Genomic DNA, 13,164 nt, shown 5'->3' on the forward strand with positions numbered 1-13,164 from the left:
AGCACCACCCTCCTTATCTTACTGTATCAGCATGGCATCTCCAAAAGAGAAGAAACGATACCCCATTTTCACTGCTGTTTCATAGACCTCCATAATATTGTCGTACCCCGCTAAAGCGGCTACAAGCATAAGAAGGGTACTTCTGGGAAGATGAAAGTTTGTAATAAGACCGTCAATTACTGAGAATTGGTAAGCAGGATAGATAAAAAGAGAAGTGTTTTTTCTACCGTACTGGACAACGTTTTCATCATGGGTTGCCATGCTCTCCAATGTCCTTGCAACAGTAGTGCCTGAAGCGATAATCCTGCGACCCTCTTCTTTGGCTTTTCGTATGAGAGCCGCTGTTTCCTCTGGTACCTCGCAATATTCTTCATGAATTACGTGTTGACGAATGTCTTCTTCCTGAACAGGTCTGAAAGTACCTAAGCCAACATGAAGAGTAACCCAGGCAAAAGTTATGCCATGTTTATCCTCAAGATCCCTCAGCTGATTTTCTGTAAAGTGCAAACTTGCTGTGGGTGCTGCGGACGATCCGTTGCGTTTTGCAAAAACGGTTTGATAGTCTAGTGCTGTAGCCGTGGTGCTTTTTATGTAGGGCGGAAAAGGAATCTCTCCCACTTCTTCCAGCAAAGACAGCACATTACATTCTTCTGGGAATCGGACAACACGAACTCCATCAGCTAATGCTTCCTGTACCTGTACCGGTATGTCTTCCCTGACGATAACGATACTTCCTGGTCTAAGCCGCCTTCCCGGCCGAACCAGTGCTTCCCATCTTTTCCACAGTCCGTCCAGCGGCTTGAGAAGCAGTATTTCAGCTCGGGCACTGCCCTTTTCTTTAACGCCAAAGAGGCGGGCGGGAATAACTCGCGTGTCGTTTAAGACTATGACATCTCCTTCCTTCAAAAAACGATGAAGTTCGTAAAAGCGAGAATGAATCATAGTTCCGCTGTTCTTATCGAGCACAAGAAGTCTCGAATGATTGCGAGGAGAGGCAGGAGTTTGCGCAATACGACCTTCAGGAAGATCATAAGCATAAGATTCTATGTCGTAAAGGTTTGGTACCATAAACCGTCATCGCCTTCTTATCGTTGTTTAAGATTTGTACCTGGGTAGTAATGCTGAAGTATTTTAGCATATTTCCACCCCTGCTCAGCGAGACTCTTGGCTCCCCATTGTGAAAGGCCCACACCGTGCCCCCAGCCCTTGCCAGAAAAAACAAAGGTTCCCTTAGATGGTCTTCTTGAAGAGCTCTGGGCAGAAACTTTAGATGGCGCCCCGGCTGCTTTTTGTTGGGTGCCCTTCTTTAATACTTGCAAAAGATATGTCTTTTTCTTTTCTGGGTGCATAAGCATGTCTATCATTTCATTAGCGGAAAAAGCACCTTGCTGTGTCAATGTGATGAGGCTCTGCTCTTCTTCCCAAGTCATAGGGCCATTAATGTCTCCAAGGTCTTCTTTTTTTAATGACGTGGGCTGGCTCCCAGTTGAAGTATTGCGTTGAGGCCCTTGGATTGTGGAACTGCCAGTCTCCCCATTAATAGTGAAGAAGGTGCTTCTTAATTGTGTCGGGCCGACAGCCATTCGGAATTGATGTGTCTTTATCTCCTTCGTACCATGGCTCCCCTTTGCTATAAGGGTTACAGGGCGGCCAAAAGCATCCCGCTGATTCACTTGGAGATCTATGACATCTCCGACGTTTGCTCCAGTTTTATTGAGTGCTTCCTGGATTTGCTGTGAAGAGAGAGTGAGATTCCACGATGAATAGGGAGAATCATAGGAAGCGGCTTCCTTGACACCTCTCAAGTATGGAATGGAACTGCTCCATACTTCAGCAACATTGGCAGTGGCGCCCCCACTGTCTGAATGAAAGGGGGTAAGGGCTAAATCAGAACCATAAACTACGACAACGCCTTTTGTTTCTTTAATGGCCTGGTCCGTTCTGGAAGTTTCAGCATTGACTCCCCGATAGACCTGGCAGTTTGGGGTTGCCGTGAGATCAAATCCCTTACTCCCATATTTCCCCCTGTTCTTTAAAGCATAGGTTCGAGAGATGACAGCCTGAGCCTTTAAAGCCTCAAGATGCCAGGCAGGATTTGTTTCCATTTTTAGAACACCTCTCAAGTAGTCTTCTACGTCTAACACATTGACCACATTAAAGGAGTTGCCATTGCTGAGAATGCGAATAATGCCTCTGTACTCTACTTTGTTGAATTTTAAGAAGCCTTTAGAGCTTAACTCCAGAGGAAGTTTAAGAGAATGTTTGCCAATCTTAACTGTATTTTTGCTTGCGTATCCAATAGTAATATTATTGTTTGCCCGAAATTTTTTACCGTTGCCGTCTTTCAAGATGATTGGAGACTTCGCCGAAATGGTTGTCTGTGAAAGACCTATTCCCACGCCAACTCTTATGGGGTTGGGTTCTGCTTCTGCACGGGAGCTGCTTATTAGGGGGGCATCTGAAAAGCTGCCCCCAGCGAGTATTAATAAAAAGATGATCCAGATCATTCGTTTCATGGGAGAGTGGCTCCTCCTTCTCTCTTTTGTTGTTATTTCATCCACCGTCCAATAATATTCAATACAATCGTTAAAACAACGCTGACAACCAGCATAGTTGTAATAGGGGCAAAGACTGTCACGTTTTTTCGAGTATAGGTAATGTCTCCAGGCAGCTTCCCCAGTGGAATATTGAACCTGCCTAAAAAGAGGACAACAACTCCGGCGATACAAAGTATAATCCCCATAGAAATAAGAAGTTTGCCTACTCCTTGCATATGCCAGATTCCTCCTCTTGATAAAGCTCTAGTTGATCGTTTAATGTTTCAGGAGGGTTCTTGCCTAGGTAAAGATAACCATTTCGTGTGGCCTTTCTCCCTCGTGGCGTTCGTTCTATCAGCCCTTTCTGAATAAGGTAGGGTTCATAAATATCCTCGATAGTCTGACCTTCTTCGTTCAATGCGGCTGCTATTGTTGAAAGGCCAACTGGTCCCCCATCGAAAAGTTCAACAATAACCTGCAGTATCCGTCGGTCGCCGTCATCAAGGCCAAGGGTATCCAGGCCGAGCATATTCAAGGCAACAGATGCTACTGCTGTATTGATAGAAGGGGATTGACGAACCTCTGCGACGTCCCTTACCCTTTTAAGCAATCTGATAGCCACCCGCGGTGTTCCTCGAGACCTTCGCGCTATTTCATAGGCGGCTTCCTCTTCAATTTCAATTCCCAGAACCTTTGCGCCTCTTTGAACTATTTCGGAAGTTTCGTCTACATTGTAGAGAGCCAGTTGCTCTACTATGCCAAACCGCGCCCGAAGGGGCGAAGTGAGCAGTCCAAGTCGTGTTGTTGCCCCTACAAGGGTGAAGGGCGGAAGGGTCAAACAGATGTTATTGGCCAATGGCCCCTTCCCAACAATGATATGGAGGCTAAAATCCTCCATGCTTGGATAAAGAATCTCTTCAACATTTGCAGGGAGTCTATGTATCTCGTCAATAAAAAGCACATCAAAAGGTTCTAGATTCGATAAAATCGCGGCAATATCGCCAGCTTTTTCCAAAGCTGGCCCCGTGGTAACTCGGAGCTGTCCCCCCATTTCATGGGCGATGATTCCAGCCAGGGTCGTTTTCCCCAAACCTGGAGGGCCATAAAAAAGAATATGGTCAAGGGCTTCTTTTCGTTGTCGAGCCGCTTGAACATATATTGATAGCTTATCTTTAAGTTTTTGCTGTCCAACAAAATCCTGTAGACTTGATGGGCGAAGAGTGAGCTCTTCTTCAAAATCTTTTTTCTGAAGGTCGAAAAAGTTCGTTCTTTCTTCTGTCACGCTTTTCACCTCAGTTTCTTTTCAGCTCACGAAGGGCTCTTTTAAGCAGAATGTCCTCTTTTGTTGTGTCAAACTCAGATCCCATTTCTCTTTTTAGACGATTCATAACGCTATAGACCTCGTTTTGTGTAAATCCGAGAGATCGAAGGGCTGCCGCTACTGTGTTTTTAACCAATATGGACGGAACCTCTTCTTCTGCAAATTCGGCAAGCATCTCTTCCGATAAATGGCGTTTCAGTTCAAAACATAGTCGTTCAGCGGTTTTCTTCCCAACTCCAGGAACCTGAAGAAAAGTGTCTGTGTCGGAAGTTGCAACTGAGCGTATTACCTGAGTTGGAGAAAGTGTTCTCAGTACGGCCAGCCCCACTCGGCCTCCTACCCCCTTTACCGTTAATAGCTTTATAAAAACTTCCCGTTCCTGCTCACTGGAAAAGCCAAAGAGAGTCGCGCCATTTTCAGAGACCTGCAGGTAGGTTGTGAGGCGTATGGTTTCATTGTCTTCACATAGCCGAAGTGCGCTTCCTGAACAGAGTATGTCAAAACCAAGGCCGTTTACATCAAGTATAACGTTTTCTTCGCCGATATGGAGAACTTTCCCTTCGAGACTTCTCAACATAAAAATCCACCCGCTTTCGCTTTTTTGCTGTAAGAATGAAGGGCTATGCCTGTAAGGGCTATGGCTATAGCATCAGCCGCATCGTCAGGTTTTGGAATTTCCTTGAGATTCAGCATGCGCTGTACCATTCTTTGCACTTGTTTTTTATCAGCAGAGCCAAAACCGCAAACAGCAACCTTTATTTGAGATGGTTTGGGTTCATAAACAGGCAATTTATATTGAGATGCCAAAAGCAGAACTATGCCACGGGCCTGCCACACATATTCTGCAGTGGTTGTATTTCTGCCGAAAAAAAGTTTTTCCACTGACATAAAATCTGGGGAGCAGCATTGAATCCGCTCCCCAAGTTTGTTGTAAATCATTTCGAGCCGCAGAGAAATATCGGTTTTAGCGGGAGTTTCAATGCAGCCAAACTCCTCTGCGAAGAAGGAATGGCCTTCCTTTCTAACCAACGCAAATCCTAAACGGCCTAAACCAGGATCAATCCCGATACAGGAGATAGAAGCTTTATTACTCAATTTGTTCCATAATTTCGTCTGGAATGTCGAAGTTTGCATAAACATTCTGAACGTCATCATGATCTTCAAGATTTTCGAGCAGCCTCAAGATTTTTTGCGCATGCTCAACAGTATCAACAGCAACGGTGTTGTTAGGAACCATTTCAGACTCCGCGCTGGCCACTTCATACCCAGCGGCTTCAAGGGCTGCCTGTACATCACTGAGTGCGGCGGGCGAGGTATAGACAGTATATCCGCCTTCTATCTCTTCAAAATCTTCAGCTCCCGCTTCCAGGCAGGCAAGCATAATAGTTTCTTCGTCAATGTTTTCTCCTTTGACCTCGATAACGCCCTTCCTTTCAAACATCCATGCCACACAGCCTGATTCGCCAAGAGATCCGCCACCCCTTGCGAGAAGGGCTCGTACATCAGCGGCAGTACGATTGCGGTTATCGGTCAGAGCTTCAATCATCAGCGCGACACCGTTGGAACCATAGCCTTCATATGTAATCTCTTCGTAGGAAGCTCCGTCGATTTCTCCTGTACCTCTTTTTATGGCTCGTGTGATGTTGTCGTTTGGTACACTTGCGGCTTTGGCTCTATCTATAGCCGTTTTAAGACGAACATTCATCGAAGGATCTCCGCCACCTTCTTTAGCGGCAACAATAATAGCTCGTACCAATTTTTGAAAAAGATTTCCCCTCTTTGCGTCTTGGGCAGCTTTCCTATGTTTTATATTTGCCCATTTTGAATGTCCGGACACGAACAATCACCTCTTCTATAAAATTCTAATTCATTATTTTTTCGGTATAATACAAACCGGCGGCAGCTCCCGTTTGTGGGCTGAGCCGCGGTAGCGTTCTTCTATGCGTTTCCTAACTTCCTCTTTTACGTTTCCTGTTGCAATATATGAATCTATCTCATCATAGGTAAGACCCATTTCTGCTTCGTCAGTTTGTCCTTTCCAGAGGCCTGCTGAAGGGGGCTTGTAAACAATTTCCTCAGGTATCCCTAGAAATGTGGAGGTTTCTCGAACTTCTTCTTTCAAAAGATCCCCCAAAGGCCAGATGTCTGCACCTGAGTCGCCATGCTTGGTGAAGTAGCCGGCAACAATCTCTGCTTTGTTACTGGTTCCGCAGACAAGGTAACCCATTGATTGAGCAAGGGCATAAAGGGTTGTCATCCTTAGCCTCGGTTTAATGTTCGCTAGGGCTAAAGGGTTAATGTAGACATTAGTCTCTTTAAGACGTTGAACAAGGGTGTCATAGGTGGCGGTAATGTCTACTACAGTGGATGGGATGGAAAACAGTTCTATTAATTTTTCCGCATCCTGCTGGTCTTCTGAAAGGCTATGGCATGGCATTATGACTCCAAGCATATTGGTGCCAAAAGCCCTTCTTAAAAGTACAGCTACAAGGGCAGAATCTATTCCCCCGCTTAGACCAACAACACAACCCTTAGCCTTTGCCGCAGATGCTTTTTCCTCCAGCCATTTTTCTATAGCGGCAACAATTGTTTCCGGAGAGCGAACATATGTTTTCATTATAAATTCACTTTCCTTCCTTCTCCGTTTTATCTCATTCTAGCATATATAGCCCTTCATCAGAGGACAGGGACATCTGCATAAAGGGGCAAGACTACCAATTTTAACATGAAACCACCGCGTGATCACAGATTTATTCAAGAGTTAGAATCCTTTTTTATCATTTATAATGGTGTCAACCAAGACAATATGAGGGGGCTGCTTAGCATTGGAGAAACTAGTAAGGTTTGGGGTCGCTGTACCAGAGTCATTGCTGGAAGAGTTTGACCATTGGATAAAAAGGTCAGGAATGCCTAATCGATCAAATGCATTACGGCAACTCATCAGACAGTCTATTTCAAGAAACCGATGGGAAGAAGGTGCTGGGACAGTTTTTGGAACGCTCACTATTCTTTATGACCATCATTCCCATGATGTTTCTGCAGAGCTGACCAATGTTCAACACGATTTTGGGGATGTCATTGTCTGTACATCCCATGTTCATCTTGATCATGCCCATTGCCTCGAGGCCATTGTTTTACGTGGTTCTGCCAAAGAGATTCGGGAATTCGTAAAGGCTATTTCTTCCATCAAAGGCATTAATACGGCAGATCCTGTTATTACAACGACAGTGTAAATGAAAAAAGGGCGGCATCCTGCCGCCCCTCACTTATTAAACACCTCAGCCAGATGAGCAGGATCCGCAGGATCCTCCGCACCCTTTTTTGCCAAGAGTTTCCCCTTCTAATAGAATGAGGATTTTCCCCCTGCACTCAGGGCACTTAATGGAAGAATCTCTGCCCTCTTGCTCAAAAATCTTTCCGCAGGAAGCACAACGAAAAACCCTCTTTGTTTGTTCCAAATGTATTCCTCCTAACCATTCATTCTTACTGACATCATACCCCACAGGGGTTTATTTATCAAGAGAATTACAAGTTTCCTATTGTGGCCACTATCACAGCTTTAATAGAGTGGAGGCGGTTTTCAGCCTCATCAAAAACTTTTGATGCCCTTGACTCAAAAACCTCTTCTGTTACTTCCTTCTCTTTGTAAGCCGGTAAGCAATGGAGGAAAATTGTATCATTCCTTTTTGTAGCTTTCATGAGCTGGGCATTGACCTGATAAGGCCGTAGTAACGCTTCTCTCTCTGCTTGCTGGGCTTCTTCTCCCATGGAAGCCCAAACGTCAGTATAGATTGCGTGAGCGCCAACAACGGCTTCATTTGGGTCTTCTATAAGGGAAATGCTTCCTCCAGTTTTTGCTGCCATTGCCTGGCATTCAGCATAAAGTTCTCTTTCAGGGAAAAGAGTGGAGGGAGAACAAATAACAAAATGGAGTCCAAGTTTTGCGGAGCCTATCATAAGAGAATTGGCCATGTTATTCCTGCCGTCTCCAGCATATACAAGGCGAAGTCCCTGAAGATTCGTTCCAAAATTTTCTTGTAAAGTCAAAAAATCAGCAAGGATCTGGGTGGGGTGATATGTATCAGTGAGGCCGTTCCAGACGGGAACGCCAGCATAGGCAGCCAGCTCTTCAACGAAAGACTGTTTAAAACCCCTATATTCAATGCCGTCAAACATTCTTCCCAAGACGCGGGCAGTGTCCTTGACATCTTCCTTGCCGCCTAGATGGATATCGTTTTTGCCAAGGTACTCAGCGTGTCCCCCTTCATCTATACATGCTACTGTAAAAGCACAGCGGGTGCGAGTCGAAGATTTTTCGAAGAGGAGGGCAATGTTTTTCCCTTGAAGTAAATTTCCTCGGATGCCGGCTCTTTTTTTAGCTTTTAATTGAATAGCAAGATCAAGGAGATAATAAATTTCCTGTTCTGTAAAATCTTTCAGTGTCAAAAAATGTCTTCCCTTGAGACTCAATGGCATAGCTGTCTCTCCCCTCTTTATCCTTATTTATCTATTTCTCTGTTTTTCTTCAACGATTCCACTAATAATACTAATTTGTGGGGCATTTCATCAAGAGAGCACTCCCCCACAACATGTCCCTTTGTAAACAAAATCATTCCGGAAGGCGATCCCGCAATACCGATGTCCGCACTTTTTGCTTCCTGAGGGCCGTTGACCTCACATCCCATAACAGCAACGGTCAGACCATCAGGGAAATCTTTTAAAAAAGGTTTTATGCGTTCGACTATTGAGGCAACATTAATACGGCGCCGGCCGCAGGTCGGGCAGGAAATGAGGTGTACTCCATGCTCTCTCAAACCAAGAGAACGCAAAATCTCGTATCCGGCCTCCACCTCGGCCACTGGATCGTCTGTCAGACTGACCCTTATTGTGTTTCCCACCCCCTGAGCGAGCATAAGGCCTATTCCAGCTGCACTGCGAACGAGACCTGTCATGCCGGGGCCTGCTTCTGTTATTCCTATATGGAGAGGGAAATGGGGGTATTTTTCACTCAACATAAGATTGGCCCTGACAGTTTCTTTCACATCTGTTGATTTTGCAGAAAGGATAATACGCCCAAAGTTTTCTTTTAGCAATAAATTTAACTGTTCCTCTACTGCTATTACCAGGGCCAATGCACGGTCTCCCTGAGCTTCCAGCAATTGGCGATAATTAATTGAACCGCTATTAGCCCCTACCCTTATAACGATGTCTCTTTCAAGGGCTACTTCTATTAGTTTCTGCAGCTTGAAAGGCGGCATGTTCCCAGGATTAATTCGAATAGCGGGGCATCCGGCATCTATAGCTGCTATTGCCAGGTCGGGGTCAAAGTGGATATCCGCCATTACAGGTATATCTAAATCTATATTTAATTGTGAAAGCTCTCCCTTCAGATCTGCATGGGGAAAAGCTACGCGAAGAAGCTCGCATCCCGCATCCTGTAATGCCTTGCATTGCCCCAGAGCCTCGTTGTAGGCTGATAGAGGCTCTTTAAGCATGCTTTCAACCCGCACAGGGGCGTTTTGTCCTATTTTTAGATCCTTTATTTTTACATGGCGATATTCCATACTCATAACAATTCCTCAATATACTACAGATTAAAAATTTTGCTGATGTCTTTCCATGTTATAAAAAGAATCAATGTGATCAGCAATATAAATCCAGCAAGATGAATGAAGTTTTCAATACGTTCGGGAAGGCGCTTTTTAGTAACTATTTCCCCCACTATAAAAACAAGGCGCCCACCGTCGAGGGCTGGAAAAGGGAAAAGGTTTATTAGCCCCAGATTAAGGTTAATGAGGGATAGGAAAGAAATAAAGGGCCATATGCCCTGTTTTGCGGCCTCTCCTGCCATAGTGGCAATGCCAATAGGGCCGGAAACGTCCACGTCCTGGGCCTGCAGAACCCATCTGACGATCCCTTGTATCATTTCTACACTCATGTTCACTGTGTAAGAAAAGGCGTTGGTCCAGGCCGATAAAAGGCCATAACGCATCATTGGTGGCCGAATGCCCAGTAATTGCGCCCCATATTTTGCTGAATACGGTATTGCGACTTCCTTTAAGAGCAACTGTCCGCCCCTTTCAATTTCAAGGGTAACGGGGCCCTCTTTTGCCTCATCACGAATAGCTTTAGCCATGCTGGGCCAATCTGAAACGTGTACGCCATTAACAGTTCGTATAATATCACCTGGTTGTAGCTCAATGTGTTGAGCAGGCAGATTTTCCATAATGTCCCCTACTACTGGAGAGCTCATATCGATGACCCCATGGGCAGAAAGGAATATAGCTGTTAGAGCCATGGCCAGAAGGATATTGACCAAAGGTCCATTTAAAAGAATAAAAAAGCGCTGCCATGCTTTTTTATCGTTGAAGCCTTTCCCTTCTTTAACCTCTTCACCCGGTTGCTCCTCGTCCATTCCGGCAAGACGGACAAACCCTCCTACAGGGAAGGCCCTTATTGACCACAAGGTCTCCCGTCCCTTCTTTTGCCAAAGTACCGGACCCATCCCGAAGGCAAACTCGTGAACCTGAACTCCGCAGGCCTTTGCGGTTCTATAGTGTCCATATTCGTGAGTGACAACGCAAATACCGATGACTAAAAGAAAGGATAATACACTAACGATCATAAGATTTTCTCTCCTTGCCGCACCTGCCGGCACTTCTTATCAATGCTCGGGCCCTCTCTCTCCCTCTTTCTAAAATTATAAGGCTTTCTTCAAGGGTTTGTGGTGCATTATCATTATAACTCGATAGAACCTGCTCTATCACTAGGGAAATTTGCGTAAAACTTATTTCTCTTCTTAAAAAAGCGTCAACTGCTACTTCATCAGCTCCCACGAGAAGGGACGGATAGGGACCTTTTTTCCGCGCTGCTTCCTTAGCGAGAGCCAGACAAGGAAATAACTTTTCGTCTGGTGGATAGAATTGTACCGTAAGGGAATGGACTGAAAGAGGCATAATCTGAGGCAATGCGGATAAACGCAAACGTCCTGGGTAACTTAACGCAGTTGCCGCGGCAAGGCGCATGTCTGGAGTAGAGGCGGCCATTTTAAGAGTGCCGTCTGTAAAACGTACAATACCATGGACAATCGAGCCGGGACAAATAACGGCTTTTACCTGAGTATGTTCTAGATCAAATAAATACATAGCCTCTATTATCTCTATGCCTTTATTCATAAGGGTGGCACTGTCTATACTCACCTTGTATCCCATATCCCATACAGGATGAGCCAGTGCCATTTCAGGAGTGACATGCCTTAGAGCTTTCTGATCGTAAGTTCTGAATGGACCGCCGGACGCAGTGAGGTAAATTTCTTCTACAGTTTCTTTGTCCTCTCCTTGAAGGCATTGCCATATGGCATTATGTTCGCTATCAAGTGGACGAAGCTGATCTGTGCGCCGCACCAGGGGCATAACCCATGGTGCGGCTACTACAATACTTTCTTTATTGGCCAGAGAAACGTTCTTATCAGCCAGAAGGGCTTTTTGAAGGGCTTTAATAGCTGCTGTGCCTGAGGACGCAAAGACGACATGATCTATTTCGGGGTGAGTTACAATATATTCCAGGTCATCATCTGTTTCATAAACAGATACTTCACTTTGAAGTGTACGCAAAATTGAAGCTGCTTCCCGATCTGTCAGGGCAGCTCCTATTGGATGAAACTCATGAATGAGATCGTTCATTTTTAGGGCATTGCGATGAGCTACAAGAAAAATTATCTTAAATTTTTCGGGGAAGGCCCTGCAAATATCGAGAACAGACGACCCCACACTGCCAGTTGCGCCTATAAGAGCTATATGGCAAGGATTTTTGCTCAACCAAGAATCACTCCAAACAGAAAGAATGTAAGGGTTCCATTAATAAGAATGCTGTCAAAACGATCAAGTACCCCTCCATGGCCTGGTATAAGCTGGCCGCTGTCTTTCACTTCCGCTTCTCTTTTTATAAGAGACTCCCCAAGATCCCCCAATTGCCCGGCGAACCCACATATTATCCCAATATATAGAAATGGAAATGGAGGCATAGCGCTGTAATAGGCTATAAATACCGAAGCAAGAATGCTGCCCCCTACTCCTCCGCCGAAGCCCTCCCATGTCTTTTTAGGGCTGACTGCTTCACAAAACTTGTTTTTCCCCCACTGTGATCCTACAAGGTAGGCCGCTACATCGCAACTCCATGTACAAAAAAAGAGAGTGAAAAGCAAAAGTTTCCCGAGGGGAAGGGCTCGTAAAAGGACCATAAAGCTCCAGGGGAAGATAATATAAATAAGGCCGGAAAGGGTTCCGCCTAAATTCCATATAGCGTAGCTGGAATGGGAAAACTGCCGGCGCAAAATTTCGATCAGCAGCAATATAAAAGTGGTTAATGTCAAAACCATTAAAATAGAAATAGGACGAAAATGTTCTGCAGAGGCAAGTAATATAAGGCCCCCTGCTAAAAGTCCAATTCCTTTGGAGACACGAAATTTTTTTGATAGAAGCTGATAGAATTCCCATAAAGAGAGAAGACCTATCAGTGACGCAACAGCAAACCAGTAATTGCCTCCAAGAAAAATAGACGCGAGTATGATAGATGCGAGAATGAGCCCGCTAGAAGCGCGTATTGCGAGCTCCTTAGTTTTATCGTTGAATGCCGCCATAACGTCGATCCCTCTTTTCGTAGGAAAGTATAGCTTCTTGCAATGCCTCTTTGTTGAAATCGGGCCATAACAGGGATGAAAAGTAGAATTCGCTATAACTTCCTTCCCAAAGCCAAAAATTACTGAGACGATATTCTCCGCTCGTCCGAATAATTAGATCAGGGTCTGGAAGATCAGGCAAATATAGATAAGATCGTATGGTTTCTTCTGTGACCTTTCCTTTATATCCATCTTTTAGTAACTTTTGAACTGCATCCACTATTTCTTGTCGGCCGCCATAGTTCAAACAAACGATAAGCTGAAGGCGTTGTCCTTTTTCTGTTTCATTTTCTGCCTCATGGATAATTTCTTGAATGTCTTTCGGTAACTCCTTTGTCCTTCCTGCGAAGCGAAGGCGAACATCTTCCTTTACAAGTTCCTGCACTTTTTTATTAATGTAATATCGAAAAAGGGACATAAGTCCTTTTACTTCGGTTTTTGGCCGCTTCCAGTTCTCTGTAGAGAAGGCGTATAGCGAAAGATAAGGAATGCCAAAATCCGCTGCCGCTCTAACTGTGCGTTCCACTGCTTTAACCCCCGCACGATGGCCCAACAGTCGAGGAAGATGGCGCTTTTTTGCCCATCTCCCATTTCCATCCATAATGATAGCTATATGTTTAAGTGACATG

At 45.0% G+C, this 13,164-nt stretch carries 16 protein-coding genes; 1 reads left to right on the forward strand and 15 read right to left on the reverse strand.

Annotated elements, in window-relative coordinates; genetic code table 11:
- Positions 1-18: 18 nt before the first annotated feature.
- The 8 genes from queA to nadE are packed head-to-tail and all read right to left on the reverse strand — an operon-like array spanning position 19 to position 6,475.
- A complete protein-coding gene (gene queA, locus AMICO_RS04390) occupies positions 19-1,068 on the reverse strand; it encodes a tRNA preQ1(34) S-adenosylmethionine ribosyltransferase-isomerase QueA (RefSeq protein ID WP_013048258.1) in 1,050 nt (349 codons plus the stop codon).
- Positions 1,069-1,085: 17 nt separating this feature from the next.
- Complete coding sequence (locus AMICO_RS04395; protein WP_013048259.1) at positions 1,086-2,516, reverse strand: SpoIID/LytB domain-containing protein; 1,431 nt, start codon at positions 2,514-2,516, stop codon at positions 1,086-1,088.
- Positions 2,517-2,548: 32 nt separating this feature from the next.
- Positions 2,549-2,773, reverse strand: a complete 225-nt coding sequence (locus AMICO_RS04400) for a DUF2905 domain-containing protein (protein ID WP_013048260.1) — start codon at positions 2,771-2,773, stop codon at positions 2,549-2,551.
- Positions 2,761-3,819: a Holliday junction branch migration DNA helicase RuvB gene (gene ruvB, locus AMICO_RS04405; protein ID WP_013048261.1), complete on the reverse strand. Its 1,059-nt coding sequence runs from the start codon at positions 3,817-3,819 to the stop codon at positions 2,761-2,763. Before ruvB ends, AMICO_RS04400 begins: the two co-directional genes overlap by 13 nt.
- Before the next feature lie 10 nt (positions 3,820-3,829).
- Entirely contained in the window at positions 3,830-4,435 is a 606-nt protein-coding gene (gene ruvA, locus AMICO_RS04410; RefSeq protein ID WP_013048262.1) for a Holliday junction branch migration protein RuvA, read from the reverse strand.
- The gene (gene ruvC, locus AMICO_RS04415; protein ID WP_013048263.1) at positions 4,429-4,953 is read right to left on the reverse strand and encodes a crossover junction endodeoxyribonuclease RuvC; all 525 of its coding nucleotides are present in this window, start codon (positions 4,951-4,953) and stop codon (positions 4,429-4,431) included. The genes ruvA and ruvC overlap by 7 nt, the downstream gene beginning before the upstream one ends.
- Positions 4,946-5,695: a YebC/PmpR family DNA-binding transcriptional regulator gene (locus AMICO_RS04420; protein WP_013048264.1), complete on the reverse strand. Its 750-nt coding sequence runs from the start codon at positions 5,693-5,695 to the stop codon at positions 4,946-4,948. The genes ruvC and AMICO_RS04420 overlap by 8 nt, the downstream gene beginning before the upstream one ends.
- Before the next feature lie 33 nt (positions 5,696-5,728).
- Complete coding sequence (nadE, locus tag AMICO_RS04425) at positions 5,729-6,475, reverse strand: NAD(+) synthase (RefSeq protein WP_013048265.1); 747 nt, start codon at positions 6,473-6,475, stop codon at positions 5,729-5,731.
- Between the two features lie 208 nt (positions 6,476-6,683).
- On the opposite strand from nadE, the gene nikR reads away from it, so the two are divergent.
- Positions 6,684-7,091: a nickel-responsive transcriptional regulator NikR gene (gene nikR / locus AMICO_RS04430; RefSeq protein ID WP_013048266.1), complete on the forward strand. Its 408-nt coding sequence runs from the start codon at positions 6,684-6,686 to the stop codon at positions 7,089-7,091.
- Positions 7,092-7,136: 45 nt separating this feature from the next.
- On the opposite strand, the gene AMICO_RS04435 is transcribed toward nikR, so the two are convergent.
- The 7 genes from AMICO_RS04435 to AMICO_RS04465 form a co-directional block, all read right to left on the reverse strand.
- A complete protein-coding gene (locus tag AMICO_RS04435; protein ID WP_041459337.1) occupies positions 7,137-7,316 on the reverse strand; it encodes a TFIIB-type zinc ribbon-containing protein in 180 nt (59 codons plus the stop codon).
- A 67-nt stretch (positions 7,317-7,383) separates the two neighbouring features.
- Positions 7,384-8,334: an ornithine carbamoyltransferase gene (argF, locus tag AMICO_RS04440; RefSeq protein WP_013048267.1), complete on the reverse strand. Its 951-nt coding sequence runs from the start codon at positions 8,332-8,334 to the stop codon at positions 7,384-7,386.
- A gap of 23 nt (positions 8,335-8,357) precedes the next feature.
- Entirely contained in the window at positions 8,358-9,428 is a 1,071-nt protein-coding gene (gene ispG, locus AMICO_RS04445) for a (E)-4-hydroxy-3-methylbut-2-enyl-diphosphate synthase (RefSeq protein ID WP_013048268.1), read from the reverse strand.
- Between the two features lie 17 nt (positions 9,429-9,445).
- The gene (rseP, locus tag AMICO_RS04450) at positions 9,446-10,483 is read right to left on the reverse strand and encodes an RIP metalloprotease RseP (protein WP_013048269.1); all 1,038 of its coding nucleotides are present in this window, start codon (positions 10,481-10,483) and stop codon (positions 9,446-9,448) included.
- Positions 10,473-11,675 carry a 1-deoxy-D-xylulose-5-phosphate reductoisomerase gene (dxr, locus tag AMICO_RS04455; RefSeq protein ID WP_013048270.1) on the reverse strand — a complete coding sequence of 401 codons (1,203 nt, stop codon included), beginning with the start codon at positions 11,673-11,675 and terminating at the stop codon, positions 10,473-10,475. The genes rseP and dxr overlap by 11 nt, the downstream gene beginning before the upstream one ends.
- Positions 11,672-12,496 (reverse strand): phosphatidate cytidylyltransferase, encoded by an 825-nt coding sequence (locus tag AMICO_RS04460; RefSeq protein ID WP_013048271.1) that lies wholly within the window; start codon positions 12,494-12,496, stop codon positions 11,672-11,674. Before AMICO_RS04460 ends, dxr begins: the two co-directional genes overlap by 4 nt.
- Positions 12,477-13,163 carry an undecaprenyl pyrophosphate synthase gene (locus AMICO_RS04465; RefSeq protein WP_013048272.1) on the reverse strand — a complete coding sequence of 229 codons (687 nt, stop codon included), beginning with the start codon at positions 13,161-13,163 and terminating at the stop codon, positions 12,477-12,479. The genes AMICO_RS04460 and AMICO_RS04465 overlap by 20 nt, the downstream gene beginning before the upstream one ends.
- Between the last annotated feature and the right edge of the window lies 1 nt (position 13,164).

Source organism: Aminobacterium colombiense DSM 12261 (genome assembly GCF_000025885.1).
GTDB lineage: Bacteria > Synergistota > Synergistia > Synergistales > Aminobacteriaceae > Aminobacterium > Aminobacterium colombiense.

Excerpts from the sequence above, each read along its gene's own strand:
- queA (WP_013048258.1), bottom strand. The coding sequence starts at position 1,068 with ATGGTACCAAACCTTTACGACATAGAATCTTATGCTTATGATCTTCCT.
- AMICO_RS04395 (WP_013048259.1), bottom strand. The coding sequence starts at position 2,516 with ATGAAACGAATGATCTGGATCATCTTTTTATTAATACTCGCTGGGGGC.
- AMICO_RS04400 (WP_013048260.1), bottom strand. The coding sequence starts at position 2,773 with ATGCAAGGAGTAGGCAAACTTCTTATTTCTATGGGGATTATACTTTGT.
- ruvA (WP_013048262.1), bottom strand. The coding sequence starts at position 4,435 with ATGTTGAGAAGTCTCGAAGGGAAAGTTCTCCATATCGGCGAAGAAAAC.
- nadE (WP_013048265.1), bottom strand. The coding sequence starts at position 6,475 with ATGAAAACATATGTTCGCTCTCCGGAAACAATTGTTGCCGCTATAGAA.
- argF (WP_013048267.1), bottom strand. The coding sequence starts at position 8,334 with ATGCCATTGAGTCTCAAGGGAAGACATTTTTTGACACTGAAAGATTTT.
- ispG (WP_013048268.1), bottom strand. The coding sequence starts at position 9,428 with ATGAGTATGGAATATCGCCATGTAAAAATAAAGGATCTAAAAATAGGA.
- rseP (WP_013048269.1), bottom strand. The coding sequence starts at position 10,483 with ATGATCGTTAGTGTATTATCCTTTCTTTTAGTCATCGGTATTTGCGTT.
- AMICO_RS04460 (WP_013048271.1), bottom strand. The coding sequence starts at position 12,496 with ATGGCGGCATTCAACGATAAAACTAAGGAGCTCGCAATACGCGCTTCT.
- AMICO_RS04465 (WP_013048272.1), bottom strand. The coding sequence starts at position 13,163 with ATGTCACTTAAACATATAGCTATCATTATGGATGGAAATGGGAGATGG.